Origin of the sequence: Actinomyces timonensis, from assembly GCF_040702965.1 — a bacterium.
In the GTDB taxonomy this organism is placed as follows: domain Bacteria; phylum Actinomycetota; class Actinomycetes; order Actinomycetales; family Actinomycetaceae; genus Actinomyces; species Actinomyces timonensis_A.
Genome location: NZ_CP159989.1, coordinates 1,508,725 through 1,535,541, shown reverse-complemented (window position 1 = coordinate 1,535,541; position 26,817 = coordinate 1,508,725). Strand labels below are relative to the sequence as shown.

The window sequence follows — 26,817 nt, the reverse complement described above, 5'->3', positions numbered from 1 at the left end:
CGAAGCGGTCTCAGGGCCTCACAGGCCGAGCTCGCCGGCGAAGTCGCCGTCCTCGAGGCGCTTCTTGACGGTCATGAGGTAGCGCGCGGCGTCGGCCCCGTCCACCAGGCGGTGGTCGTAGGACAGGGCCAGGTAGCACACGGAACGGATCGCGATGACCTCGTTGCCGTCAGCGTCCTTGATGACGCGCGGCTGCTTGACGATCGCGCCCAGTCCCAGGATCGCGACCTCGGGCTGGTTGATGATCGGGGTGTCGAACAGGGCCCCACCGGAGCCGGTGTTGGTGATGGTGAAGGTGGAGCCGGAGAGCTCGTCCGGGTTCACCTTGTTGTCACGGGTGCGGGCGGCCAGGTCGTTGATGCGCTTGGCCAGGCCCGGGATGTTGAGGTCCCCGGCGTTCTTGACCACGGGGACGAGCAGGCCGCGCGGGGTGTCCACGGCGATGCCGACGTGCTCGACATCGTGGTAGGTGACCTCCTTGCCGTTGATGGAGGCGTTCACCTTCGGGTGGACCTTGAGGGCCTCGGTGGCGGCCTGCACGAAGAAGGGCAGGAAGGTGAGCTTCGTGCCGTTTGCGGCCAGAAACGCGTCCTTCGCCCTGGCGCGCAGCGCGGCGATGCGGGTGACGTCCACCTCGACGACCGTGGTCAGCTGGGCGGAGGTCTGCAGCGAGTCGATCATGCGCTCGGAGATGACCTGGCGCAGGCGGCTCATCTTCTCGGTCTTGCCGCGCAGCGTGGTGTCCACGGCGGGCTTGGCCGACGGCGCCGCGGTAGGCGCGGGCGCGGCGGTGGGGGCCGGCTGGGCGGCGGCTGCCTTGGCCGCGGCGAGCACGTCCTCCTTGCGGATGCGGCCCCCCACTCCGGTGCCGGTCACCTGGGTCAGGTCGACGCCCTTGTCGCGCGCGAGCTTGCGCACGATCGGGGTGACGTAGCCCGCCGCGGCCACGGCGGCGGCCGACGGAGCCGCCGCGGCGGGGGCTGGCGCGGGCGCCTCGGGCGCGGCGGGCGCGGCGGCCTGGGGGGCCGGAGCGGCGGGGGCGGCGGCCTGGGGGGCCGGAGCGGCGGCGGGCTCTCCGATGATGGCCAGGACGGTGCCGACCTCGACGGTCTCGTCCTCGGGGACGCGGATCTCGAGCAGGACGCCGGAGGCGGGGGCGGGGACCTCGGTGTCGACCTTGTCGGTGGCGACCTCGACGAGGGGCTCATCGGCGGTGACGGTGTCGCCCACGGCCTTGAGCCAGGAGGAGACGGTGCCCTCGGTGACGGACTCGCCCAGGGCGGGCATGGTCACCTCCGTGCCCGCGCCGGCGGGCGCGGCGGTGGGAGCCGGGGCAGCCGGCGCCTCGGGGGCGGGGGCGGCAGGAGCCGCCGGGGCCGCCTCGGGGGCGGAGCCGGCCTCGCCGGGCTCTCCGATGATGGCCAGGACGGTGCCGACCTCGACGGTCTCGTCCTCGGGGACGCGGATCTCGAGCAGGACGCCGGAGGCGGGGGCGGGGACCTCGGTGTCGACCTTGTCGGTGGCGACCTCGACGAGGGGCTCATCGGCGGTGACGGTGTCGCCCACGGCCTTGAGCCAGGAGGAGACGGTGCCCTCGGTGACGGACTCGCCCAGGGCGGGCATCTTGACGGATTCAGACATGAGTGGACTCTTTCCTTGGGGATTCTCGGCAGGGCCCTCGTGGGGGACGGGCCCTTGGTTTGTCAGCCGTGGTTGTGCAGAGGCTTCCCGGCCAGGGCCATGGCGGCCTCGCCGAGGGTCTCGTTCTGGGTGGGGTGGGCGTGGACGAGCGAGGCGACGTCGTCGGCGTCGGCCTCCCAGGAGACCATGAGCTGGCCCTCGCCGACCTGCTCGCCCATGCGGGCGCCGATGGCGTGGAAGCCGAGGATGGGGCCGTCCTTGAGGGAGACGAGTTTGACGAAGCCCTGGGTGCCCAGGATCTGGCTCTTGGCGTTGCCGGCGACGTTGAACTCGGCCGTGGTGACCGCCTCCTCGCCGTGGAGCTCCTTGGCCGCGGCCTCGGTGAGGCCCACGGAGGCGATCTCGGGCTCGCAGAAGGTCACCTTGGGGACGAGGACGTCGTCGACCGGGGTGGGGTCGAGGCCGGCGATCTTCTCGGCCACGACGATGCCCTGGGCGAAGCCGCGGTGGGCCAGCTGGACGCCGGGGACGATATCGCCCACCGCCCACACGCCGGGGACGTTGGTGCGGCCGAACTCGTCGGCGAGCACGAATCCGCGGTCCATCGACACCCCGACCTCCTCGTAGCCGAGGTTCGCGGTGGCCGGGCCGCGGCCCACGGCGATGAGCAGGACCTCGGCGTAGTAGGTGGTGCCGTCGGCGGCGCGCACGGTGACGGAGTCCTCATGGCGCTCGACGGACTCGAACATCGTCGAGGTGCGGAAGGCGATCTTGCGCTTGCGGAAGGCGCGCTCCAGCTGCTTGGAGATGGCCTCGTCCTCGTTGGGGACCAGGCGGGGCAGGCCCTCGATGATCGTGACCTGGCAGCCGAGCGAGGCCCATGCGGAGGCGAACTCGACGCCGATGACGCCGCCGCCCAGGATGACCGCTGAGGCGGGGACGTGGTCGAGCTCGAGGGCCTGCTCGCTGGTCATCACCGGGCCGGAGATCTCCTGGCCGATGTCCTTGGAGTAGGAGCCGGAGGCGAGGATGACGTTCTTGCCGGTGATGCGGCGGCCGTCGACCTCGACGGCGTCGGGGGCCACGAGGCGGCCCCAGCCCTGGATGAGGTCGATCCCCCGGGAGGCGACGAGGCCCTGCAGCCCCTTGTACATGCGCGAGATGATGCCGTCCTTGTAGGTCTTGACGGCGGGCATGTCGATGCCCTCCAGGGCGGCGCGGATGCCGAGGGCGGAGGCCTCCCTGACCGTGTCAGCGGTCTCGGCGGCGTGGAGGATGGCCTTGGTGGGCACGCAGCCGCGGTGGAGACATGTGCCGCCCACCTTGTCGGCCTCGATGAGCGCGACCCTCAATCCGAGCTGGGCCCCGCGAAGCGCGGCCGCGTACCCGCCCGAACCGGCGCCCAGGATGACCATGTCGTAGACGGTGTCTGTCACAGAATCTCTCCTCGATGATGAATTGTCCGAGTCGCTCACCGCTCAGGTGGGCGGTTGGTCCCGCACGACATTGTGTCACTCATGCATGGGTGACGGACGTCGGAATGCCCTGTCGATCGCGGACATGAATCCCACGCGACATGTGAAACGAATCACTTGGCGACTGCTCGGAGGTACTCCAGGAGCGTCGCCACGCCATGGCCCGTGCCCCCTGTGGGGGTGGCTCCCCACGGGGCTCGCTCGTTGAAGGCGGGGCCGGCGATGTCTAGGTGGGCCCAGGGAGCGGAGCCGACGAACTCGCGCAGGAAGAGCCCCGCCGTGAGCATGCCCCCGGCCCGGCTGCCGACCACGGCGTTGCGCAGCGCGGCGTACGGGCTGTCGAGGCCCGGGCGCAGCTGCTCGGGCAGCGGCATGGGCCAGAACGACTCGCCGGCGCTGGTCGCCGCGCGGGCGACGGCGTCGCGGACGGCCGGCGTCCCCATGACCCCGGAGACGTGATCCCCCAGGGCCACGATCTGCGCGCCGGTGAGCGTGGCGACGTCGAGCACCGCGTCCGGGGAGTCCTCGACCGCCCGGGCCAGGGCGTCGGCCATGACGAGCCGGCCCTCGGCGTCGGTGTTGGTCACCTCCACCGTGGTGCCACCGCGCATGGTGATGATGTCGCTGGGGCGCTGCGCGCCGGGGCCGGGCATGTTCTCCGCCAGGGCGAGCCACGCGGTGACGCGCACCGGCAGCTCGAGCCGGGCGGCGGCCAGCACGGCGCCGAGCACGGTGGCCGCGCCGGCCATGTCGGACTTCATCTCCGGCATCGAGGCGGGGGGCTTGAGGGACAGGCCGCCGGAGTCGAAGGTGATGCCCTTGCCGACGAGGGCCACGTGGGCGCGCGCGTCGCTGGGCGCCCACTCGAGGCGCACGAGGCGGGGAGGATTGGCCGCGCCCTGGCCGACGGCGAGGATGCCGCCGAAGCCCTGCTCCGCCAGCCCCCGCTCATCGATCGCGTCCACCCCGATCCCCGCGGAGCGCGCCACCTCGGCGGCGCGCTCGGCCAGGGCCTCGGGGACCAGGCGGTTCGGGGGCTCGTTGACGAGGTCGCGCGTCAGGGTCACGGCCTCGCCCAGCGCCACGGCCCTGGCCCGGGCATCCTCGGCCCGCGCCCCGCCCGCCAGCGGCGAGGAGATGGTGATCGCCGCCAGGGGCTCGGTGGGCGCGGGGACCCGGCCCCCCCAGGCGTAGGCGCCCGTCATCGCGCCCTCGGCGACAGCGGTCAGGTCGTGGGCCTCCGCGCTGGGCAGCGCGAGCACGGCGCGCTCCACGCCGGCCAGCTCGCGGGTGGCTCGCCCTGCCGCGCGCGACAGCGCGCCGGCGCGCGTGAGGCCCAGGGCCGCCGCGTCGTGATCGGCGCTCTCGGCCAGGGCGAGGCCCCGCCCGGTGCCGACCACCAGGATCGTCCGCGCCCTGATCGCCTGGTCGGCGGGCGCGGCGATGGCGGAGGGGATCCTCACCACCGCGTCGAGCGAGCCGGAGAAGCCGAGGGAGGGAAGCGCCGCCTCCACGGCGCCGACATCGATCCCCTCCAGGCAGGCGCCAGCGGGCAGGATGCCGGCGGCGCCCCCATCGGGGAGCGGCGCCGCGGCGAGGACGAGGACATCGGCGTCGATCCGCGCGGCGGGGTCCTGGATGATCTCGAGAGTGCTCATGGAGGGAGATGGTATGCCCGGTGGTACCGTCATGGTGCCGGAGGAGTCCCGCGCCGCGGCAGTTCCCAGGACGCTGCCCGGAGACGCGCCTCCGGCATCCAGCAACGGGTCGGGCCGGTCGGACGAGGCCGGGCCCGCGCCGCCCGGAGCGGCGCGAGCGCGCCGCGGGCCCGGCGCCGACGAGCGAGAAGGAGCAGCATGGACGATCGCCCCGAGGTCCGATCGACGGAGGACCGTCGTCGGCCCGCGCGAGGCCTGAGCCGTATTCTCGTGGGCGTCACGGCGGTCTTCGGCCTGGTGGTGCTCTGCCCCGCCGTCGTCTCCCTCATCCGGCGCCCCGATGAGGCGCCCGTCCTGGACGCGATCGACGCCGTCGCCGGAGCCCTCTACCTCATGCTCGCGGTGTGCATGGCCCACAACGGCCGCCGCCTACGGGTGATCGGGTGGGTCTGCCTGGGCGGACTGCTCACCGGCGCGATGCTGCTGGGACTGCTGACCATCACCGGCACCGCGCCCGAGCTCGAGGCCTCCTTCCTCGCCCACGGGGGGCGCGGGCACGGATACCTCCCCCTCGTCCTGCCGATCATGGCGGCGATCTGGATGTGGATGAGCGACCCCCGCCGCATCGTCGTCCACGCCGAGATGATCACCGATCTGGCCTCGGCCCGCTCCGACAGGTCCTGCAAGGACCGCGCCAGCGGCGGGGCGCGGGAGTAGCCGCGGGTGTTCTTGACGGCTCACCGATGCCGGTCCGCCCACCACGCCTGGGCGCGCGATCCCAGCGAGGTCCGCGACTGAGAGGCCTCGAGGGCGGCGTGCTGGTGGCGGTAGAGGCGCCTCACCATCTCATCCTGATCCACCCAGCCCAGTAGCGCCCGCTCGCCCCGGGCGGCTCCCGCCTCCACCACCGGGAGGCCGGAGGCCCTGGAGTCGACGAGCTCCTTGAGGACCGCCGTCGTGCCACTGGAGGCGTCGATCACCTCCTGATCGAGCGGGAGATCGCCGACCGTCCGGGGAGCCTGGCCCTGGCGCTCCTCCAGGGCCGCCTGGGCCAGCGCCACGGCGCTCACGCAGCCGAGCAGGAGCCGACGGCCGACGATGGCGCCTGGATCGCCGTCATCACCACCCGAGCCGTCTGCCCGCCCCCGCGCCTCGCCCGAGGCGCTCGCATCGGCCACGACCGGCAGGCTCGTGCTCCCCGAGGCCCGCACGATCCTGGCGGCGCGGGCCAGGGAGGTCGAGGCCGTGAGCACCGCGGGCGGCTCATGCATGAGGTCGCGGGCGGTCGCCCGTCCGACGACGGTCGCGCCGACGGGGTCGTCGATGTCCTCGCCGCGGCGCCGCAGCTCCTCGGTGTAGATCGTGGTGCGGGTCAGGAACCTGCTGGTGACCGTCGCCAGCGCGACGGCGAGCATGAGCGGGGTGAGCAGGCCGTACTGGCCGGTCATCTCGATGATGAGGATGACGGCTGTCATCGGCGCCCGGGCCGAGCCGGTGAAGACCGCCCCCATCCCGACCACGCCGAACACGGCGACGCCGGTGGGGGTGGGGGCCACGAGAGAGCCGAGCCAGGCGCCGAGGGTCCCGCCGATGAGGAGCGAGGGCGCGAACACGCCCCCCACGAAGCCCACGCCCATCGTGAGCGAGGTGGCGGCGATCTTCGCCGCGGTGAGGGCGAGGAGCGCCGTGGTCGTGTACTCGTTGGCCAGGGCGCGGCCCAGGACGGCGGAGGACTCCCCGTACATCTCGGGCACGGCCAGGAGCAGCGCCCCGAGGGCGAGGCCGCCGACGGCCGGGCGCGCCCACTGAGGCAGGCGCGTCGCGTCGAGGAGCTCGCGGCACCCGTCGGCGGCGAGGAAGCGGCAGCGGGAGAAGGCGATCCCCACCAGGCCGCCCAGCACGCCCAGGAGCGCTACCCAGCCGAGCTGGGCATCGCCGTCGAGGGACAGCGAGGGCAGGGACAGGGACAGGGTGGTTCCCAGGAGGTGGTGGGACAGGACGGAGGAGGACACCGAGGCCAGCACGACGAAGGCGAAGGCGTCCACCGTGAAGTCCACGAGGATGACCTCCATGGCGAAGAAGGCGCCGGCCAGGGGCGCGTTGAACGCCGAGGCTATCCCCGCCGCCGTCCCCGCCGCCGTGAGCATCCGCGCCGACCTCACCGGCAGGCCGAGCGCGCGTCCGACGACGCTGCCCGCCGATGCGCCGAGCTCGGCGATCGGCCCCTCAGGGCCCACCGCCCCGCCGCCCCCGATCGTCAGGATGGCCGCTCCTGTCGAGGCGAGGGCCGGCACGGGGGCCACGGTGCCGTCGCCGCGCCGCGCCGACCAGATGACGCCTCCGACGCCGTGGCCCGTCGTCGTGCGCCCGAGGGCCGTCATGAGCGGGCCCACGAGCGCTCCGGAGATCACTGGCGCGAGGAGGACGAACCACTGTCCGGCGAAGGAGAGGACCCCCTGGGAGGGGCCCAGGGCCTCGGTGTAGTCGTCCGCCCCCGTGAGCAGGCGGGTCCAGGAGTCGATGCCGATGCGGAACAGGACCGCGCCGCCGCCTGAGACGAGTCCGACGAGGACCGCCAGGGCGAAGAGCCCCGAGCGGTGGTAGCGCATGAGGCGCAGGGCGGCCCTCCGGGCGCGGGCGGCGGTGCCGGCGCGCCCGGGCGCGGGCGGCGTCACTCCCCGCGGGGCGCGAGGTTCTCCACCGCGATGGGCGTGGCCTCGTCGTCCCGGGCGATGCCCCACACCTGGCTGTAGAAGGACAGCTCGTCGGTCAGGGCCTTGCGGATGTTCGCGCCGAGGCTGAAGCCGTGGCCCTCGCCCTGGAAGACCTCGAGGGCGACCGGCAGGCCCTTGGCCCGCGCCGCCTCGAACATGGAGGTGGCCTGATCGGCCGGGACGATGGGGTCGTTCGAGCCCTGGAGCAGCAGGAGGGGGGCGTGGATGGCCTCCACGTGGTTGATGGGGGAGCGCTCGGCCAGCAGGGGGTCTTCGGCGGAGTCCGCGCCGATGAGCTCCTGGACGTAGTGCGACTCGAACTTGTGGGTCTCCTGGATGAGCCTCCGCAGATCGGCGACGCCGTAGAGCGAGGTCGCCGCGGAGAACACGTCGGAGCGGGTGATCGCCGAGAGAACGGTGAACCCGCCGGCCGACGAGCCGCGCACCGCGACCCTGGATCCATCGACCCGGCCCGCCTCGATGAGGTGGCGGGCGCCGGCGATGACGTCCTCGACCTCGCCCACGCCCCAGGCGCCGTTGAGGCTCCGGCGGAAGGCGCGCCCGTAGCCGGTCGAGCCGCGGTAGTTGACCTCCAGGTAGGCGAAGCCGCGGGACGTCCAGTACTGCACCTTGAGGTCGTAGACCGAGCGGGACATGGCGGACGGGCCACCGTGCACCTGGACGATGAGCGGGGGCAGCGCGTCCTCGGGGCCCGCGTGGTCCACCGAGGCCGGGGGGTAGAAGAAGCCGTGCGCGGTGACGCCGTCGGAGGACTGCCAGGAGAGCGTCTCCGGGAAGGACACGCCGCGATCGGCGGGCCCGAAATCGCCTGAGCCCCGTAGCACGGTCACCTCGCCGCCGGAGATCTCGACGATCCCCGGCAGCTCGCGCTCATTGCCCGCCAGCATGACGACCCGCCCGTCGCTGGCGGCCACGTTGCCCAGGGGCTGCCAGCCGGTCGCCCACTCCTCGAGCTCGCCGTTGGCCAGCTTGATGGTGCCCAGGCGCCACACCGAGTCCCTCGTCCACGAGGCGATGAGGCGCTCGCCGTCGAGGACGTCGAAGGAGTGGGGCCCGAGCTGCCAGGCCGGCTGGGTGAAGGTCGCGTCCGTGGGGTGCAGCGGCCGGGTCCGCAGCCGCTCGCTCCAGCCGGTCTCCGCGGTGCCGCGCCGGGGGAAGCCCTCCGTGCGGTAGAGGTTCCAGAACCCCGAGGCGTCCGAGACGTGGATGAGCTCGCACTCCTCCGTCCAGCGCGGCTCGGCGGCGCCGTGCCCGTCTCCGCCGCTGATCAGCGCCTGCTCGCCCAGGGTCCCGTCGGGCAGCAGGTCACCCACGTGCAGGGCGGCGTTGTCCCAGGGCATCCACGGGTGGTCCCAGGTCAGCCAGGCGAGGTGGCGCCCGTCGGGGGAGAGCGTGGGGGAGGAGACGAAGTCGGTGCCCTCCACGATCGTGCGCACCGGGGCGTCGTCGCGCGCGGCCGAGCCGTCCAGAGGGATGGCGACCAGCGTGTTGACGGCCCTGCCCTCGCCGCGGTGGTCCTCGCGCACGGCGTAGACGAGGCCGCGCTCGGTGTCGATCTCCAGGTCCCCGTGGCGCACGTCGCCGTAGATCGTCAGGGGGACCAGGCCGCGCAGCCTGTGTGCGACGTCGAAGCGGTAGAGGCGTCCGTCGCCCGCGTGGGAGACCACGATGATCCCGGAGTCGACGGCGTAGGCCCGCCCGCCGTACTCGTGCACCCGGGTGCGCGCGTCGACCAGCTCGTCGCCGGGGGTCAGGGGCAGGACCTCCCCGATGCGGCCCGCGCCGTCGCGGCGCAGCAGCACCTGGCGACCGGAGTCGGTGGCGCGCCGCTCCACCCAGTAGGTGTCGGGGCCATCGACGCGCACCTGCGAGAGGTTGATCGTGCGGCTGGTGATCGTTCCGGGCGAAATGGGCGAGGGCCAGCTGCCATAGGGCGCGATCGTGGTCATGCTTCCTCCTCGAGGGCGGCGATGGTCGGCGTGCGGGCGCGCTCCGGGCGCGGTGCGGGGCCCTGGGGGAGCGGGGCCCGCGCCGGTCCCTGGCTAAGACTACGTGCTCGTCAGCACCGCGCGCGATGGCGCGCGGCCGCGTCGACGGCGCCTATGCTTGCCACACCGCCGCGGGGGCTCGCCCACCAGCGGCCATGCTGACCATCACCAACCATCCGCCGTCGAGTTCCTGGAGGTCCTTGGCGATGACACCTCCGACACCTCCGTCGTCCCAGCGCGATCAGGCGCGCCGGGCGGGCGCCGGCGAGGACCCCGCGCCGGCCCCGCTGCTCGCCTCGATCCGCGGCCCCGAGGACCTTCGCAGGCTGACCTCCGACCAGCTCGTGCAGCTAGCCGCCCAGATACGCGCCTACCTCGTCGCCAGCGTCTCCCGGACGGGCGGGCACCTTGGTCCCAACCTCGGCGTCGTCGAGCTGACGATCGCCCTGCACCGAACCTTCCGCTCCCCGGCCGACTCCCTCATCTTCGACACCGGGCACCAGGCCTATGTCCACAAGCTGCTCACGGGGCGCCAGGACTTCTCGGCGCTGCGCTCGCGCGGAGGGCTGTCGGGCTACCCGGACCGTGGGGAGTCCGCCCATGACGTCGTGGAGAACTCCCACGCCTCCACCGCGTTGTCGTGGGCGGACGGCATCGCCCGGGCCAACGGGCTCCGGGGCCACGAGGACCGGCACGTCGTCGCCATCATCGGCGACGGGGCGATGACGGGCGGGATGGCCTGGGAGGCTCTCGACAACATCGCGGACTCGGGGGACAAGCACCTCGTCATCGTCGTCAACGACAACGGCCGCTCCTACGCCCCGACCATCGGCGGGCTCGCCCACCACCTCGACGCCCTGCGGACCAACCCCGGCTACGAGCGCATGCTGTCCGGGATCAAGCGCGGGCTGCTGGCGCAGGGGGCCCCGGGCCGCGCCGCCTTCGACGCCCTCCACGGCCTCAAGGCCGGCATCAAGGACGTCCTCGTCCCCTCGGCGTTCTTCGAGGACCTGGGGATCAAGTACACCGGCCCGGTGGACGGCCATGACATCACCACCCTGGAGTTCGCGCTGACACGGGCCAGGGAGTACTCCGAGCCCGTCATCGTCCACGTCATCACCGAGAAGGGCCGCGGCTACACCCCCGCCGAGGAGGACGTGGCCGATCGCTTCCACGCCGTGGGCCGCATCCACTCCGAGACCGGCCTGCCCGTCGTGCCCTCCGCCTTCGGCTGGACGGCCGTCTTCGCCGAGGAGATCCTGGCGCTGGCCCGCCGCGACAAGAGGATCGTGGGGATCACCGCGGCCATGCAGCAGCCGGTCGGCCTTCAGCCGCTGGCCGATGCCATGCCCGATCGGGTCGTGGACGTGGGCATCGCCGAGCAGCACGCGCTCACCGCCAGCGCCGGCATGGCCTTCGCCGGGCTGCACCCCGTGGTGGCGCTGTACGCGACCTTCCTCAACCGGGCCTTCGACCAGGTGCTCATGGACGTCGGCCTGCACCGGGCGGGGGTGACGATCATGCTCGACCGGGCGGGCCTGACGGGCAACGACGGCGCGAGCCACAACGGCATGTGGGACATGGCGCTGCTGGGCCACGTGCCCGGGCTGCGCCTGGCCGCGCCCCGCGACGAGGACTCCCTGCGCTCCTGCGTGCGCGAGGCGGTGGGCGTCGACGACGGCCCGACGGTCGTGAGGTACCCCAAGGGGGCGCTGCCCGCCCCGCTGCCCGCGGCGCGGACGCTCGAGGGCGATGAAGGCGCCTTCGGACAGGTCGATCTGCTCCTGGAGCACCGGGCGGGAGACGATGGCGGGCAGGTCACCGGTGAGGGGGCGGGCCGGGCGCCCGGCGCCCCGGCCCTCATCGTCGGCGTGGGCGCCATGGCGCCGGCCGCGCTGGCCGCTGGCCGCGCCCTGGCCGCGGAGGGCCGTGACGTGATCGTCGCCTCTCCTCGGTGGGTGATCCCCGTGCCGAGGGCCCTGACCGAGCTCGCCCTGGCGGCCGGTCGCGTCGTGGTGGTCGAGGACGGGCTGGTCGACGGCGGTATCGGCTCGCAGCTGCGCGATGCGATGGATGACGCTCTCGACGTCCTGGCCACTAGGGGCGGGGGCGGCTCCCGGGGCGCGGCGCCGCCCCCGACCACGCGGATCGGGGTGCCGAGGCGGTTCGTGCGGACCTGCGACCGGGCGACCCTCCTGGAGGAGTTCTCCATGACCGCCGAGGGCATTGCCGAAGCGGTCCGCGCGCGGCTCTGACCGGCGGGGCACCCCCTGGCGGGCTCCCCGCCGCCGGCCCTCCGCGAGGGGCGGGGCCGGGCCCGCGGCCGCCCTGCTCAGGAGGTCTCGGCCCATGGGACGGGCGTCCTATTGAACTCATGTGCCCGCACTATCCGCGCCTGTGGGGACGGGTGAAGACCGCGGGCAATCCGATGTCTGACGGCGAGGGTCGACCCCGCGCCAGCGTGGGACTAAGGGCCTAAATCGCGGTGGTCTAGAACGCCGTGTGAGTCATCGCACCGACGCGGCCCCGATCGTCTTGGTCGCGCCGGGGCCGAAGGGCCTAGGCTTGGGCCGACGGCGCAACGATGTACCGCCACGCCTCACGAGGGCGACGACATAGCCGGGCGGGATCACCGCCCACACACAGGAGGACACGGATGACAACTGAGGTCACTTCATCCACCACCGCGGATGGGACCCGGGCCGACGCGTGGGAGGGATTCACCACCGGCCCGTGGACCGAGGACATCGACGTCCGCGACTTCATCCAGCGCAACTACACCCCCTACGATGGCGACTCCTCATTCCTCGCCGGCGCCACGGACAAGACCCTTCGCCTGTGGAACACCCTGGAGGAGAAGTACCTCAAGGAGGAGCGCAAGGTCCGCATCCTCGACGTCGACACCCACACCCCCTCGGACATCGACGCCTTCGTCCCCGGCTACATCTCCGAGGATGACGACGTCATCGTCGGCCTCCAGACCGACTCCCCGCTCAAGCGCGCCATGATGCCCAACGGGGGCTGGAGGATGGTGGCCCAGGCCATCAAGGAGGCCGGCAAGGAGGTCGACCCGGAGGTCGCCAAGATCTTCACCCGCTACCGCAAGACCCACAACGACGCGGTCTTCGACGTCTACACCCCGCGCATCCGCGCCGCGCGCTCCAGCCACATCATCACCGGCCTGCCCGACGCCTACGGCCGCGGCCGTATCATCGGCGACTACCGTCGCGTGGCCCTCTACGGCGTCGACCGCCTCATCGAGCTCAAGGAGATCGCCAAGGACAAGGTCGCCGACCAGCCCTTCTCTGAGCACTGGGCCCGCTACCGCGAGGAGCACTCCGAGCAGATCAAGGCCCTCAAGAAGCTCAAGAAGATGGCGGCCGACTACGGCTTCGACATCTCCGGCCCGGCCAAGAGCGCCCACGAGGCCGTCCAGTGGACGTACTTCGCCTACCTCGCCTCGGTGAAGTCCCAGGACGGCGCCGCCATGAGCATCGGCCGCCTGTCCGCCTTCCTCGACTGCTACTTCGAGCGCGACCTCAAGGCCGGCGTCATCGATGAGACCCGCGCCCAGGAGCTCATCGACAACATCGTCATGAAGCTGCGCATCACGCGCTTCCTGCGGACCACCGACTACGACCAGATCTTCTCCGGCGACCCCTACTGGGCGACCTGGTCCGACGCCGGCTTCTCCGACGACAACCGCCACATGGTCACCAAGACCTCTTTCCGCCTCCTCCAGACCCTGGTGAACCTCGGCCCCGCCCCGGAGCCCAACATCACCATCTTCTGGGACGAGAAGCTTCCCCAAGGGCTACAAGGACTTCTGCGCCTACATCTCCATCACGACCTCCTCCATCCAGTACGAGGCCGATGAGCAGATCCGCGAGCACTGGGGTGACGACGCCGCCATCGCCTGCTGCGTGTCCCCGATGCGCGTGGGCAAGCAGATGCAGTTCTTCGGCGCCCGCGTCAACTCCGCCAAGGCGCTCCTGTACGCCATCAACGGCGGTCGCGACGAGATGACCGGCAAGCAGGTCGTCACCGGCCTGCCCGGCATCGAGGGCGACGGCCCCCTGGACTTCGACGAGGTCTGGGACAAGTACGAGAAGATGCTCGACTGGGTCGTCGCCACCTATGTGGAGGCGCTCAACATCATCCACATGTGCCACGACCGCTACGCCTACGAGGCCATCGAGATGGCGCTGCACGACTCCGACATCGTGCGCACCATGGGCTGCGGCATCGCCGGGCTGTCGATCGTCGCCGACTCCCTGAGCGCGATCAAGTACGCCAAGGTCACCCCGGTGCGCGATGAGACCGGCCTCGTCGTCGACTACGTCACCGAGGGCGACTTCCCGATCTACGGCAACGACGACGACCGCGCCGACGACATCGCCGCCACCGTGGTCCACACGATCATGTCCAAGATCAAGGCGCAGCCCATGTACCGCGACGCGATCCCGACCCAGTCCGTGCTGACGATCACCTCGAACGTCGTCTACGGCAAGGCCACCGGCTCCTTCCCGTCCGGCCACAAGAAGGGCACCCCCTTCTCCCCGGGCGCGAACCCGGAGAACGGCATGGACACGCACGGCATGGTCGCCTCCATGCTCTCCGTCGGCAAGCTCGACTACAACGACGCCCTCGACGGCATCTCGCTGACCAACACCATCACCCCGCAGGGCCTGGGCCGCACCCTCGACGAGCGCGTCTCCAACCTCGTGGGCATCCTCGACGCCGGCTTCGTCCCGGACGACTGCGCCGAGGTCTGATCGCTCCGCGCGATCCCCTGGACCATCACGGCTCAGAACACAACTCACCACACAGAAAGGGGCAGACATGCCCACCTACGAAGAGCGCCTCGAGTCCATGAAGGCGCAGCGCCAGGGCAACGGCGGCGTCAAGGGCCTCTACCACGCCAACATCAACGTCCTGGACCGCAACACCCTTGAGGACGCGATGGAGCACCCGGAGAACTACCCGAACCTCACGGTTCGTGTCTCCGGCTACGCCGTCAACTTCGTCAAGCTGACGCGCGAGCAGCAGCTGGACGTCCTCAACCGGACCTTCCACGCCGGCGCCTGATCCGGCCGGGGCAGGGCTCAGATGACTGAGACCATGACCCCCGCGCAGACGGGCGGCCGGGACCAGGACTTCCTGGCCCCGGCCGCCCGTCTGCGCGGGGCGGGCATCGGTGGGCTCGAGGAGCTCACCGACATTCAGCGCACGGAGCGGCTGGCTCGCATGCGCGAGGGAACCCTGGGCTCCATCCACTCCTGGGAGCTCGTCACAGCGGTGGATGGCCCCGGCACACGGATGACGGTCTTCCTCAACGGCTGTCCGCTGCGCTGCCTCTACTGCCACAATCCCGACACCTTCCTCATGAAGGACGGCGAGCCGGTCGATGCCGACGAGCTCTTGCGGCGTATGAAGCGCTACAGGAATGTCTTCAGGGCCTCGGGCGGCGGCATCACCCTCTCCGGCGGAGAGGTGCTCATGCAGCCCGCCTTCGCGGCGCGGCTCCTGGCCGGCGCCAAGGCGATGGGGATCCACACCTGCATCGACACCTCCGGCTACCTCGGCCGCAACGCCACCGACGAGATGCTCGACAACGTCGACCTCGTGCTCCTGGACGTCAAGAGTGGGGACGAGGCGACCTACAAGCGGGTCACCGGCCGGGAGCTCGCACCGACCATCGAGTTCGGCGACCGCCTGGCTACCAAGGGCATTGAGATCTGGGCGAGGTTCGTCCTCGTTCCCGGTCTGACGGATGATCCGGGGAACGCGGAGAGCGTCGCGCGGATCATCGACCGCTGGGGCTCCGTGGTCAGCCGCGTCGAGGTGCTGCCGTTCCACCAGATGGGCACCGACAAATGGGACGCCCTGGGGCTGGACTACAAGCTGCGCGACACGCGGCCCCCTGAGCCCGAGCTCGTGGAGTCCACCCGCGCGATCTTCCGCTCTCACGGATTCACGGTGCACTGAGGATCGCATGCCCATCGGCGCCGGGCGGCCCGCCCCGGTGCTCACACGCGCCCGAGGATGACTCAAGCGGGCGGCCGGGCCGCTGGGGCGAGAGGAGCGCTAGACGGCCCGGCGCAGCGCTCGGGACAGGGGATCGGCGCATTGCTCGACCTGCCAGGGCCTGGCGTCGAGGTCCTCCAGTCGGGCCGAGACCGCGTCCGGGTCGGTCGCGGGGCGCTCGCCCCGGGCCATCTCATGACCGAGGTCCCAGGCGAGCCGGCGCTGAGACTCGGGGGCGAGGAGCAGCTCTTGGGGCACGCGGATCCTCTCGCCATGCGTCCGCACGCAGGAGCGGACGATCTCCAGGAGCTGCGCGGCCTCGGGGTGGCGGCGCGCCCAGGACCGGGGTTGCGGCAGCTCGCCGGGCGCGAGCGGGGCGCGCAGCGGCGGGAGTTCGTCGTCGGGAAGGCTCAGGCCCCGCTCCACCGCCCGCCACCACACCTCGGAATGCTGGCGCGCCTGGCGCGAGGAGAAGTCCTTGAGGGCGAAGAGCTTGCGGCGGGAGGTCGGGCAGGCGATCGCCGCGGACACGACGGCGCGGTGAGGAAGGATCCTCGACGGCGTCCGGTCGAGCTTGACGGCGAGATCCTCTCGGGCGGTCCACACCTCCCGCAGCACCGCCAGCGAGCGCTGGGAGCGCACGGCGGTGCCCGCGCGCGGCATCTTGCGCCAGCGATCGACCTTCGGGGCTCTCGGGCCCCGAGTGCGCACCGCCTCGAACTCCTGCATGGCCCACTCAAGCTTCCCCGCATCGGCGAGCTCTGAGGCCAGGGCGTCCCTCAGCTCGGAGAGGAGCTCGACGTCGAGAGCGGCGTAGACCAGCCAGGACTCCGGCAGGGGGCGGGTGGACCAGTCGGCGGCCGCGTGGTCCTTGGCCAGTCGCAGGCCGAGTGTCTCCTCGATGACCGCGCCGAGGCCCACGTGCTCGCGGCCGAGCAGACGGGCCGCGAGCTCGGTGTCGAAGACCTCCCGGGGGGTCATGCCGACATCGGCCAGGCAGGGGAGGTCCTGGTCGGCGGCGTGCAGGATCCACTCGGGCCCGTCCAGCGCCGCGGCGAGGGCGTCGAGGGGCCCGGCCGAGACCGGATCGACCAGGATGGTTCCAGCGCCGGCGCGCCGGAGCTGGATGAGGTAGGCGTCCTGGCCGTAGCGGAAGCCCGATGCCCGCTCGGCGTCGACGGCGACGGGGCCGGTGCCATCCTCGATCGCGGAGGCCGCCCGCGCCAGCGCCGCGGGGGAGTCCGTCAGAGGGGGGAGTCCTTCGGCCGGCCGCCGGTAGGGGACGATCTCGTCGGCGGGCACCGGCTCGTCGGTCGTTCCGAATCGGCTGACCGGTACGGCCCGCCTCACCTGGCCCATCCCGCGAGGGCAAGCACGGGGAAGGCCATCTCGGGCTCATGACCCGCCGCCGCGTGGAGCGCTTGGTACCAGGCGGCCAGGTGCGGGGCGAGATCGGTGGTCGAGGGCGACCAGGAGGCGCGGATCTCCGCGTGCGCGCAGGAGTCGGTCAGATCCAGGCCGCCGAAGGTCTCGGAGACGACCCTGGTGACGGTGCCCACGAGGGCGCGGTGGCCCGCGCCGGCCTCATCGAGCGCCTCGGACAACCACGTCCAGGCGGCATGGCCCAGGAGCGGGTCGGAGCTCACCTCGTCGTCGATACGGGACCGCACCATGACGACGACTCGCAGGTCGCCATCCCAGGCGGCCTGCCCCACGGGATCGTGCAGGACGATGAAGCGGCCCGACGCCACGGGCGTGCCGGAGTCGGTCTCCTCCGTCTCAGCGGACAGGGCGGCGGCATAGGGGGCGAGTCGACGGGGAGCGGGGACCTCTTCAAGGACGAGGCCGCGGGGCCGATCGGCCCCCCTCATCGACAAGAGCACCTCTTCGAATCGCTCAGGGATATGGGCGGCCGCCTCCGGGGATGAGACAGGGCCGTTCGTGTCGTTCACGGGCCCAGGCTACCGGCGCCTAGGCCGAGCCGGCGCTGCCACGCCGCGAGGAGCCGCAGCCGGGGGCGCGTCAGGCTCGTGAGCGGGAGGATCGCGGCGCTTCCGGCCCAGGGGCGTGGAGGCCCGGCGCGCAGTGGTGGGCGCGCGTCGGTCTCAGCGGGATCGTCAGGCGCCATCGCCGTGGCGCGTCCTCATCCCCGAGATACCGTCTCGCCCCGAAGAAACCGTCTCGTCCCGGCGTTGCGCCCTCATTCTCGCAGTTTGAGGGCGCAACGCCGGGCTGAGACGGTATTTGGGGGTTGAGACGGTATCTCCCATGGATCCGGGGTGGTTGATCCTGGGCCAGGATGTTGGCGAGGCGCCTTGCTGGGGTCCGCGGGGGCAAGGGGGCGCCCCCCTCTGCCGCGGTTCCACGGGCCTGACGGGGGATGCTCATTCACGGGAGGCCTATCCTGGGCTCTCAGGGGAATCCCTCCACTCATGGTCCTCGGCCCTGATCCATGATTTCGTGGAATACGAGCGATCGTGGAAGCGCCATGCCGCGGGCGGGGCGCGCGACGATCAACGCCGGGCGATGAGCGTCTGGCCCGCCGCGAGGGCGCCCCGGCGGGGCGAGCCGGCGCCCGCCTTCACTGGCTCCCACGAGGCGAGGGCCCCACCGTGATCCGGCGCCGGGCGCTCCTGACCAGACAGGTTGGCCACGACGATCACGTCGTCGTAGGCCACCGTGATGACGCCGTCGGCGTCCTCGATCTCGGGCCATCGCCGGCGCTGCGACCATCCCAGCTCGCGGCGCAGCGCGATCAGGCGCGTGAACCACTGGAGCATCCGGGAGTGGCCCGGCGCGGTGGGCTCGTCCCAGTCCAGGCGGGAGGAGGCCACCGTGGATGGCGCCTGCGGGTCCGGGATGTCCTCCGCCGGCCACCCGAAGCCGGCGAACTCCCGCTCGCGCCCCTGGCTCACGCCCGCCGCCAGGGCGGGATCATCGTGATCGGTGAAGAATTGGAAGGGCCGCCGCGTGCCCCATTCCTCGCCCATGAACAGCATCGGGGTGTAGGGGCTGAGCAGCACGAGGGCGGCCTGCGCCGCCAGCGCGTCGTCACCCAGGGAAGCGGCCGGCCGGTCCCCGAGGGCCCTATTCCCCACCTGGTCATGGTTGGAGGAGAAGACGACGAAGCGCCGGGGGTCCGTGCCCTCTGGGACCGGTGCGCCCCACCGGCGCCTCCGGAAGGTCGACCAGGACCCGTCGTGGAGGAAGGCGCGGGAGTACGCCTTGAGCCAGGCCCCCGCGGCGGCGAAGTCGACGTAGTAGCCCTGGGACTCGCCGGTCAGGCGGGAGTGCAGGGCGTGGTGGACGTCGTCGGCCCACTGAGCGGTCATGCCCAGTGAGGGAGCGCGCGCCGGCGGCTCCTCATCGACGGGCGTGATGACGCCGACGTCGTTGAGATCGGACTCCGCGATGAGCCCCAGCGGTCGGCCGAGCTCATCGGACAGGGCTGCCACGGCGTCGGAGAGCTCGGCGAGCACGTGGCGGGGGGAGTCGTCGACGATGGCGTGGATCGCGTCGAGGCGCAGGGCGTCGACGTGGAAGTCTCTCAGCCAGCGCAGGGCGGCGTCGATGACGTAGGCGCGCACCTGCTCGCTGCCGGCCTGGTCGAAATTGACCGCCTCGCCCCAGGGCGTGTGGTGCGCGGCCGTGAAGTAGGGGCCGAAGGCGCCCAGGTAGTTCCCCGAGGGGCCGAGGTGGTTGTAGACGACGTCGAGGCACACGGCGATCCCCTCGCGGTGCGCCGCGTCGACGAAGCGCGCCAGGCCCTCAGGACCGCCGTAGGGCTCGTGGACAGCCCACAGGCTCACGCCGTCGTAGCCCCAGCCCGAGGCGCCCGGCGACGGCGCCAGCGGCATGAGCTCGACCATGTCCACCCCGAGGCGGGCCAGGTGCTCCAGGCGCTCCGCGGCCGCGTCGAGCGTCCCGTCGGGGCTGAACGTCCCCACGTGCAGCTCGTAGATGACCGCGCCGCGCGCGTCCCTGCCCGCCCATCCGTCATCGGTCCACGCCCCGGCCCAGGCCGAGGGGTCCACGTAGCGGGAGGGGCCGTGGACGCCATAGGGCTGGCGGGCGCTGCGCGGATCGGGGCGGTCGGGGGAGCCATCGACACGGAAGGCGTAGTCCGTCCCAGGCGCGAGCGCGCGGGGGCTCATCCACCAGCCGCCGCCGACGCGGTCCATGGGCAGGGCCTCCCCGGTGGCGGGAAGGCTCAGCTCCACGCGGCTGGCGCCGGGCGCCCACACGGGGACCCGCTCGCCGACGGGCAGGGCGGGGCTCTCCCAGGGGCGGCGCGCGCCCGCACCGGGGGTCCCCGCGCCGGTCATGGCCGGGCCTCCCCCTGCTCGTGGGCCCGCGCCCCCTCGGCCGGATCACCGGATCCCCCCTCATCCGCGGCCGCGGGGGAGGCCTGGCGCGCCAGGACGACGACGGGCGCGTCGCCCATGAGATCGGCCAGGGAGAGCGCGCCCCCGCCGGTCTCGGCGTCGGTGGTCACCGACCGCCAGGTCCCCTCGGGCAGGACGATGGAGTGCTCGCGCCAGCCCCCGAGGGACGCCAGGCGCCTGCCCAGACGCCGCACGACGACGATGACGTCCTCCTCGCCGTCGAGCGTGCGGGCGAAGGCGAAGGCGTGCGAAGTGGTCACGGGGACCGCCCGGTAGCCGGAGCGCGATCCGACGAAGGTCTCGGGGCGGTCCCGGCGTAGGCGCAGCAGGGCGGCGGTCAGCGCGAGCTTCTCCTCGTCCAGGCCGCGCGCGGGAGCGCCGGAGTCCAGGTGGGAGAGCATCCGCTTGAGGCCGGCCCCGCTGTGGTAGTCCACCGGTCGGCGGTTGTCCGGGTCGACGAGGCTGGTGCGGGTGATCTCCGAGCCCTGGTAGACATCGGCCACGCCGAGCCAGGTCAGGGAGAGGGCCTTGTTCGCCAGGACGATCGCGCGGGTCTCCCGGGCGGTGAGCGAGGCGAAGGCCTCGATCTGCTCGGCGACGGCGGGATCGGTGAGCAGGTGGGCGGCGTAGCCGGTCAGAGCCTCCTCGCGGGCGGTGTCCGGACTGGTCCACGTGGTCCAGGTCTTCTGCTCACGGGAGGCCTTGATGAGATAGGCCGTCAGCCGCTCGGGGGTCATCGGGTCGGCGCCTCCGGGGGCCCAGGTGCCCCACAGCGCCTGCCACAGGAGGAGCTCGCTGCGCCCATCGAGGTCCATGGGCCGCGCCTCCGCGGTGAGGAGGCGGAGCCGGTGGACGAGGTCGGTCCACTCATCGGCGTAGGAGGCCAGCACATCGAGGCGCGCGCGCACGTCCTCCCCGCGCTTGGTGTCGTGGGTGGTGGAGGTGACCATGGTGGCGGGCCAGGTGGCCTGGGTTCGCTCGGCCCAGGCATGGGCCTCATCGGGGTCCAGGGCGAAGCCGGAGGGGCTCCCGCCGACCTCGGTCAGGCTGGTCAGGTGCGCCCATCGGTAGAAGGCGGTGTCCTCGACGCCCTTGGCGGTCACCGCCCCGCAGACCTGCTGGAAGCGGACGATCGCCTCGGCCCGCAGGGGGGAGTCGGACATGCCCTCGCTGCCCACGGGCTCGCCGAGCAGGAGCGCGACGACGAGATCGAGGGTCTCGTCCTGGTCCTCCTCCAGGCGCTCACGGGCGCGCTCGGCGGAGGCGCGCAGGACGGCGGCCTGCTCGGGGTCGGCCGGGTGGCCGGGGACGATGTAGGCGCGGTAGCGGTCCGCGGCCACGAGCAGCTCGACGAGGCAGGCGTGCAGGTCGCGCAGGGTGTGGTCGCGCAGGCGCACGTCCAGGGAGGTGAGGCGCTCGAGGATGCCTGCGAGCCGATAGACCTCCGCGGCCAGCGAGCCGCCGATGACCTCCCGCTTGGCGGTCTCGACGACGCGCGGGTAGTCGATCGGGGCCTCACCGGTGAGCTCGTGCATGAGCATGCCCAGGCGCGCCGATCCCGCGGCGTCGACCTGCAGCTGGTCGATGCGCCAGGCGGCGTCGTAGCCCGTTGTCCCGGCGACCGGCCATGAGTGGGGAAGGGACTCATCGGGTGCCAGGATCTTCTCCGCGGCGATCCACGCCTGGCCGGTGGCCTCGCTCAGGCGCGCGAGGTAGCCGCCCGGGTCGGCCAGGCCATCGGGGTGGTCCACGCGCAGCGCGTCGATCGTGCCGTTCCCGATGAGCTCGGTGATGAGCGCGTGGGAGCCCTCGAAGACGGCCGGGTCCTCCACGCGGATGGCCGCGAGGGTGCCAACGTCGAAGAAACGGCGGTAGTTCGTCTCCTCGTCGCCGACCTTCCAGTAGGCCAGGCGGTAGAACTGCTGCTCGACGAGCACGGCCATGGGCAGGGACTCGGTTCCCTCGGCGATCGGGAAGACGTGGTCGAAGTAGCGCAGCACCCACTGCTCGCCCCGCTCGGGCTCGGTGGGCACGACGATCCGCTCCAGGCGCAGCTCGTCGTCGGCCAGGACGCGGCCGATGCGCGCCCCCAGGATCGGCATGAGGATCGGCTCATCGACCGACACGTCGAACCAGTGCGCGTAGGGGGACTCGGGGCCGTCGCGCAGGACCGACCACAGGGGCAGGTTGGACCAGCAGGGAGTGGGAACGGCCATGTGGTTGGGGACGATGTCGACGATGACGCCCAGGCCCGCCTTGTGGGCGGCGCCGGCCAGGCGCTCCAGTCCCTCGCGGCCCCCCATGGGCTCGGAGACGCGGGTGTGGTCGACGACGTCGTAGCCGTGGGTGGAGCCGGGCGCGGCCTGGAGGATGGGCGAGAGGTAGAGGTCGGTGACGCCGAGGTCGACCAGGTAGGGCAGGAGGGCCCGGGCGGCGTCGAAGTCCAGGTCCGCGCCCAGCTGGAGGCGGTAGGTGCTCACGGGGGCGCGCCGCCCCTCGCCCGGCAGGTGGCCGGACCAGGGGGCGTAACCGGTCTGCGGCGCGGCCGGCGCGGGGGAGGGCGCGCCACCGGTCGGCGCGGTGCCCGCGGGGGGCCGACGCGGGTCGGCGTGGTCGGGGGAGGCGGTCGAGGTGCGGTGATCGGTCATGCTCTCGGTCCTCCTGAGGGTCAGGACTGCGTCATGGGTTGGTCAGGGCGTTCGCCCGGACCGTATCAGGAACGCCTCAGGCCCGTGCGGGCGAAGCCTCCCCGATCCTGGCGCTCCGGTCCCTGGTCCGCCCGCTTGTCGGAGACGAGGGCGAGGATCGAGTGCGCCTGGACGACGACCTGCTGGCCGGCCCGCAGCTCCCCGGGGTGGACCTCGTCCGTGGCGGGAACCGTGTCGAGGGCGATCCTCCAGGCCGGCGCGTGGTCGGCGTCGGGGATGGTGAAGGTGATGTCCTCCCCGGCGGCGTTGATGAGGATGAGGATGGAGTCGTCGACGATCCGCTGGCCGCGCTCGTCGGGCTCGGCGATGGCGTCGCCGTTGAGGAAGACGGCCATGGCGCGGGCGTACCAGGTGGCCCAGTCCTCGTCGGTCATGCGCGCCCCGGAGGGGCCGAGCCACTCGATCTCGCCCATGTCCGACTCGCCGCCGTGGCCCGCCGCCCCGGAGAAGAAACGACGGCGGCGCAGCACCGGGTGCTCCTGGCGCAGGCGGATCACGTCCGAGGTGAATCGGAGGAGATCCCGGGCCTCGCCGTCGAGGTCCCAGTGGACCCAGGTCAGCTCGTTGTCCTGGCAGTAGGCGTTGTTGTTGCCGTTCTGGGTGCGGCCCATCTCGTCGCCGTGGCAGATCATGGGCACGCCCTGGCTGAAGAGGATGGTGGCCAGGAAGTTGCGGGCCTGGCGGCTGCGCAGCTCCAGGACGGCCGGGTCGTCCGTAGGGCCCTCCGCGCCGCAGTTCCACGAGCGGTTGGCGTTGTCGCCGTCGGCGCCGCCCTCCCCGTTGGCCTCATTGTGCTTGTCGTTGTAGGACACGAGGTCGCGCAGGGTGAAGCCGTCGTGCGCGGTGACGAAGTTGACGCTGGCCACCGGCGTGCGGCCGGAGTTCTGGTAGAGGTCGGAGGATCCGGTGATCCGCGAGGCGAAGTTGCCCAGGGTGGAGGGCTCGCCCCGCCAGAAGTCCCTGACCGTGTCCCGGTAGCGGCCGTTCCACTCGCTCCACAGGGCGGGGAAGCCGCCGACGTTGTAGCCGCCGTCGCCCACGTCCCAGGGCTCGGCGATGAGCTTGACCTGGGAGAGCACGGGGTCCTGGTGGATGATGTCGAAGAACGCGCTGAGCTTGTCGACCTCGTGGAACTGGCGGGCGAGAGTGGAGGCCAGGTCGAAGCGGAAGCCGTCGACGTGCATCTCGGTGACCCAGTAGCGCAGCGAGTCCATGATCATCTGCAGGACCGCCGGGGAGCGCATGAGCAGGGAGTTGCCGGTGCCCGTGGTATCGAAGTAGTGCTCCTGGGAGCCGTCGACGAGCCGGTAGTAGGCGGCGTTGTCGATGCCCTTGAAGGACAGGGTGGGGCCCAAGTGATTGCCCTCGGCCGTGTGGTTGTACACGACGTCGAGGATCACCTCGATATCGGCCTCGTGGAAGGCCTTGACCATGGATTTGAACTCCTGGACCTGCTGGCCGTCCTCGCCGTGGGCGGCGTAGGCGTTGTGCGGGGCGAAGAAGCCGATGGTGTTGTAGCCCCAGTAGTTCGACAGGCCCTTCTCCTGCAGGTGCGTGTCATTGACGAACTGGTGGACGGGCATGAGCTCGATCGCCGTGATGCCCAGCGCCTTGAGGTGGTCGATGACGGGGCGCTGCGCCAGGCCCGCGTAGGTGCCGCGCAGCTCGGCGGGGATCTCCGGGTGCAGCTTGGTCATGCCCTTGACGTGGGCCTCGTAGATGATCGTCTCGTGGTAGGGGTGGGCCGGCGGGCGGTCGTGGCCCCAGTCGAAGAAGGGGGAGATGACGATCGAGCGCATCGTCACGGGGGCGGAGTCGGACTCGTTGCGGGTCTCGGGAGCGTCGAAGTTGTAGGAGTACAGGCTGGGGGAGGGGGACACCTGGCCGGAGATCGCCTTGGCGTAGGGGTCCAGGAGGAGCTTGGAGGGGTCGCATCGGTGGCCCGAGCCGGGATCGTAGGGGCCGTGGACGCGGTAGCCGTAGACCTGTCCGGGGCGGACCGAGGGCAGGTAGCCGTGCCAGACGCCGGCGTCCACCTCGGTCAGGGGCACGCGGGTCTCGGTCCCGGCGTCGTCGAAGAGGCACAGGTCGACGCCGGAGGCGACGGAGGAGAACAGCGCGAAGTTGGTGCCGGAGCCGTCGAAGGTGGCGCCCAGGGGGGCGGGCCTCCCCGGCCAGACGACCGGCGCGTCGGCGGGCCCGTCAAGGGGGGCGGCGGACTCCGCGGGCTCGGCGGGAATCCCGGGCGCGGGACCCGTCGCGGGCTCAGCAGCCTCGGGGGGCGGCGGCTCGGTCGCCGTCGGCAGTGGCGCGCGAGTCGGTAGGGGGGTGCCCGTGCTGGTGTCCATATGCGATACCTTGCCATGGCGGGCCGCCCATGAGCGGGACCTCGCGGCTTGATGACGCGCACGAGGCGGCGTGACGGAGGTCATGGGCCGGCGGGCGGGGCGGATTTGGCAAGGCTGCGCGCGCCCTGCTACGTTTCTGCCGCGCCGCGATGCGGTGCGAGCAACGCGGATGTGGCTCAGTTGGTAGAGCATCACCTTGCCAAGGTGAGGGTCGCGGGTTCGAGTCCCGTCATCCGCTCGGGCGATTGGCGCAGCGGTAGCGCGCTTCCCTGACACGGAAGAGGTCACTGGTTCGAACCCAGTATCGCCCACCGCGTCCCTTCTAGGCCCGGATGGCGTCGTCAGCCTCCGGGCCCTGCGCGTCTCCGACCAGTGCTCCTGGTCGCGGCCTGGCGCCACTGCCCGCCGCCCCGCGCGCCGCCTCCCTCGTCGCCCTCACGTGCTCATACGGCTCGGGTGCGGCTAGGCTGGCCCCAGTGGGGGCACGGCGCCCGCCCCGCCAGCCCTGAACCACCGACGCCGCCCGCGCCTACCGGCGCCGCCCACCACGATCCCCAGGAGGACCACGGATGACCGCACGGCACGAGCGGATCCTGCCCGTCGTCATCGGCGGCGACATCGGCGTCTACGCCATCGCCCGCCAGCTGCACGAGGCCACGGGCCAGAGGGTCACCGTGCTGGCCAACGCGCCCATCGACGCCATTCGCCGCTCCACCTACATCGACACCGCGCCCCTGCCCGCCCACGCCACCCGGGACGAGATCCGCGACGCCCTGACCGGGCTGGCCGCCGGGCGCGGGCCCCGCAGCGCCGTGGTCATGGCGAACACCGACGCCATGGCGACCATCCTCGCCTCCCTGCGGGGCGACCTCGAGCCGGTCTACGCCGTGCCCTTCCCGGACGTGGACGTCATTGACCGCGTCTCCGACAAGGGCGCCTTCGGCCGTATCTGCGACGAGGCCGGAGTGCGCAGCCCCAGGCAGGTCGTCGTCGACTTCGCGGACGCCGACAGCCCCGACTGGGCCGCCCCCGCCATCGACATCCCGTTCCCCCTCGTGGCCAAGGCAGCCGTGGGCGCCGCCTACGACGCCGTCGAGTTCCCGGGCAAGCGCAAGATCTGGTTCATGGGCAGCGCCGCCGAGCTCGACTCCCTGTGGGCCAGCCTGCGCGAGGCCGGCTTCCGCTCCACCTTCGTCGTCCAGGAGCTCATCGCGGGGGACAACACCGCCATGCGCTCCATCACGGCCTACGTCGGCTCCGACGGCGCCATGAGGCTCATCGGCTCGGCCCGCGTCCTCCTGGAGGACCACGCCCCCACGATGATCGGCAACCCCGTGGCCATGATCACCGAGGCCTTCCCCGAGCTGTGGGCCGGCGCGGAGCGCATCCTCACCGCAGCCGGGTACCGGGGCTTCGCCAACTTCGACGTCAAGATCGACCCCGCCACCGGCGAGCCCGTCTTCTTCGAGATCAACCCGCGCATCGGCCGAAACTCCTTCTACATGACGGCCGCCGGCGCCAATCCCATGGTCCCCATGCTCGCCGACCTCATCGACGGCGCGCCCCTGCCCCGCAAGGAGGTCACCACGGAGATCCTCTACTCCCTGGTGCCCACGCGGCTCCTGCTGCGCTACATCCGCGACGACGCCCTGGCCGCCCGCGTCCGCTCGCTCGCCCCCGGCGCGGACCCCCTGCGCGACCGCGCGGACCGCTCCCTGGTGCGTGCCGCGCTCGTCGAGGCCCAGCGCCTCAACCACTACCGCAAGTTCAAGCGCTACTACCCCAAGCCCACCGACCTGTCCTACTGACGCGTGCCGCCCGGCACCCGCCCAGTGGTTGCCGAGCGCCGCGG

At 72.2% G+C, this 26,817-nt stretch carries 15 protein-coding genes, 2 tRNA genes and 1 pseudogene; 8 read left to right on the top strand and 10 right to left on the bottom strand.

Features of this window, described 5'->3' with window-relative positions; genetic code table 11:
- Window positions 1–18: 18 nt before the first annotated feature.
- From sucB to ABXS69_RS06630, 3 genes are all read right to left on the bottom strand, one after another.
- A complete protein-coding gene (gene sucB / locus ABXS69_RS06640; protein WP_366179957.1) occupies window positions 19–1,641 on the bottom strand; it encodes a 2-oxoglutarate dehydrogenase, E2 component, dihydrolipoamide succinyltransferase in 1,623 nt (540 codons plus the stop codon).
- A gap of 62 nt (window positions 1,642–1,703) precedes the next feature.
- Window positions 1,704–3,077, bottom strand: coding sequence for a dihydrolipoyl dehydrogenase (lpdA, locus tag ABXS69_RS06635; RefSeq protein WP_366179956.1), 1,374 nt, complete (start codon window positions 3,075–3,077; stop codon window positions 1,704–1,706).
- 152 nt (window positions 3,078–3,229) lie between these two features.
- The gene (locus ABXS69_RS06630) at window positions 3,230–4,774 is read right to left on the bottom strand and encodes a leucyl aminopeptidase (protein WP_366179955.1); all 1,545 of its coding nucleotides are present in this window, start codon (window positions 4,772–4,774) and stop codon (window positions 3,230–3,232) included.
- A gap of 198 nt (window positions 4,775–4,972) precedes the next feature.
- Here ABXS69_RS06630 and ABXS69_RS06625 point away from each other — a divergent pair, with 198 nt between their 5' ends.
- Window positions 4,973–5,491, top strand: a complete 519-nt coding sequence (locus ABXS69_RS06625; RefSeq protein ID WP_366179954.1) for a hypothetical protein — start codon at window positions 4,973–4,975, stop codon at window positions 5,489–5,491.
- A 20-nt stretch (window positions 5,492–5,511) separates the two neighbouring features.
- Here ABXS69_RS06625 and ABXS69_RS06620 read toward each other — a convergent pair whose 3' ends face one another.
- Together ABXS69_RS06620 and ABXS69_RS06615 are read right to left on the bottom strand one after the other, a co-directional pair.
- Entirely contained in the window at window positions 5,512–7,383 is a 1,872-nt protein-coding gene (locus tag ABXS69_RS06620; protein WP_366181557.1) for a chloride channel protein, read from the bottom strand.
- 62 nt (window positions 7,384–7,445) lie between these two features.
- Complete coding sequence (locus ABXS69_RS06615) at window positions 7,446–9,458, bottom strand: prolyl oligopeptidase family serine peptidase (RefSeq protein ID WP_366179953.1); 2,013 nt, start codon at window positions 9,456–9,458, stop codon at window positions 7,446–7,448.
- 245 nt (window positions 9,459–9,703) lie between these two features.
- Here ABXS69_RS06615 and dxs point away from each other — a divergent pair, with 245 nt between their 5' ends.
- The 4 genes and pseudogenes from dxs (at window position 9,704) to pflA (ending at window position 15,485) form a co-directional block, all read left to right on the top strand.
- Entirely contained in the window at window positions 9,704–11,752 is a 2,049-nt protein-coding gene (gene dxs / locus ABXS69_RS06610) for a 1-deoxy-D-xylulose-5-phosphate synthase (protein WP_366179952.1), read from the top strand.
- Between the two features lie 401 nt (window positions 11,753–12,153).
- Window positions 12,154–14,272 (top strand): annotated as a pseudogene (locus ABXS69_RS06605) (pyruvate formate lyase family protein).
- Window positions 14,273–14,339: 67 nt separating this feature from the next.
- Complete coding sequence (grcA2, locus tag ABXS69_RS06600; RefSeq protein WP_080463415.1) at window positions 14,340–14,585, top strand: autonomous glycyl radical cofactor GrcA2; 246 nt, start codon at window positions 14,340–14,342, stop codon at window positions 14,583–14,585.
- A 21-nt stretch (window positions 14,586–14,606) separates the two neighbouring features.
- Window positions 14,607–15,485: a pyruvate formate-lyase-activating protein gene (pflA, locus tag ABXS69_RS06595; protein WP_366179951.1), complete on the top strand. Its 879-nt coding sequence runs from the start codon at window positions 14,607–14,609 to the stop codon at window positions 15,483–15,485.
- A 99-nt stretch (window positions 15,486–15,584) separates the two neighbouring features.
- On the opposite strand, the gene ABXS69_RS06590 is transcribed toward pflA, so the two are convergent.
- The 5 genes from ABXS69_RS06590 to glgX all read right to left on the bottom strand — a co-directional run bounded on the left by ABXS69_RS06590 (window position 15,585) and on the right by glgX (window position 24,965).
- Window positions 15,585–16,826, bottom strand: a complete 1,242-nt coding sequence (locus tag ABXS69_RS06590; protein ID WP_366179950.1) for an HRDC domain-containing protein — start codon at window positions 16,824–16,826, stop codon at window positions 15,585–15,587.
- Window positions 16,827–16,870: 44 nt separating this feature from the next.
- Window positions 16,871–17,476, bottom strand: a complete 606-nt coding sequence (locus ABXS69_RS06585) for a DUF3000 domain-containing protein (RefSeq protein WP_366179949.1) — start codon at window positions 17,474–17,476, stop codon at window positions 16,871–16,873.
- A gap of 561 nt (window positions 17,477–18,037) precedes the next feature.
- On the bottom strand, window positions 18,038–19,849 hold the full coding sequence (gene treZ, locus ABXS69_RS06580) for a malto-oligosyltrehalose trehalohydrolase (RefSeq protein WP_366179948.1): 1,812 nt from the start codon (window positions 19,847–19,849) through the stop codon (window positions 18,038–18,040).
- Window positions 19,846–22,557, bottom strand: a complete 2,712-nt coding sequence (gene treY, locus ABXS69_RS06575; RefSeq protein WP_366179947.1) for a malto-oligosyltrehalose synthase — start codon at window positions 22,555–22,557, stop codon at window positions 19,846–19,848. Before treY ends, treZ begins: the two co-directional genes overlap by 4 nt.
- Window positions 22,558–22,622: 65 nt before the next feature.
- Window positions 22,623–24,965: a glycogen debranching protein GlgX gene (gene glgX / locus ABXS69_RS06570; RefSeq protein ID WP_366179946.1), complete on the bottom strand. Its 2,343-nt coding sequence runs from the start codon at window positions 24,963–24,965 to the stop codon at window positions 22,623–22,625.
- A gap of 165 nt (window positions 24,966–25,130) precedes the next feature.
- Between glgX and ABXS69_RS06565 the strand changes: the two genes are divergently transcribed.
- The 3 genes from ABXS69_RS06565 (at window position 25,131) to ABXS69_RS06555 (ending at window position 26,773) form a co-directional block, all read left to right on the top strand.
- Window positions 25,131–25,203, top strand: a tRNA-Gly gene (locus tag ABXS69_RS06565).
- A gap of 1 nt (window position 25,204) precedes the next feature.
- Window positions 25,205–25,276 (top strand) — tRNA-Val (locus tag ABXS69_RS06560).
- A gap of 258 nt (window positions 25,277–25,534) precedes the next feature.
- Window positions 25,535–26,773 (top strand): carboxylate--amine ligase, encoded by a 1,239-nt coding sequence (locus ABXS69_RS06555; protein ID WP_366179945.1) that lies wholly within the window; start codon window positions 25,535–25,537, stop codon window positions 26,771–26,773.
- Window positions 26,774–26,817: the final 44 nt, after the last annotated feature.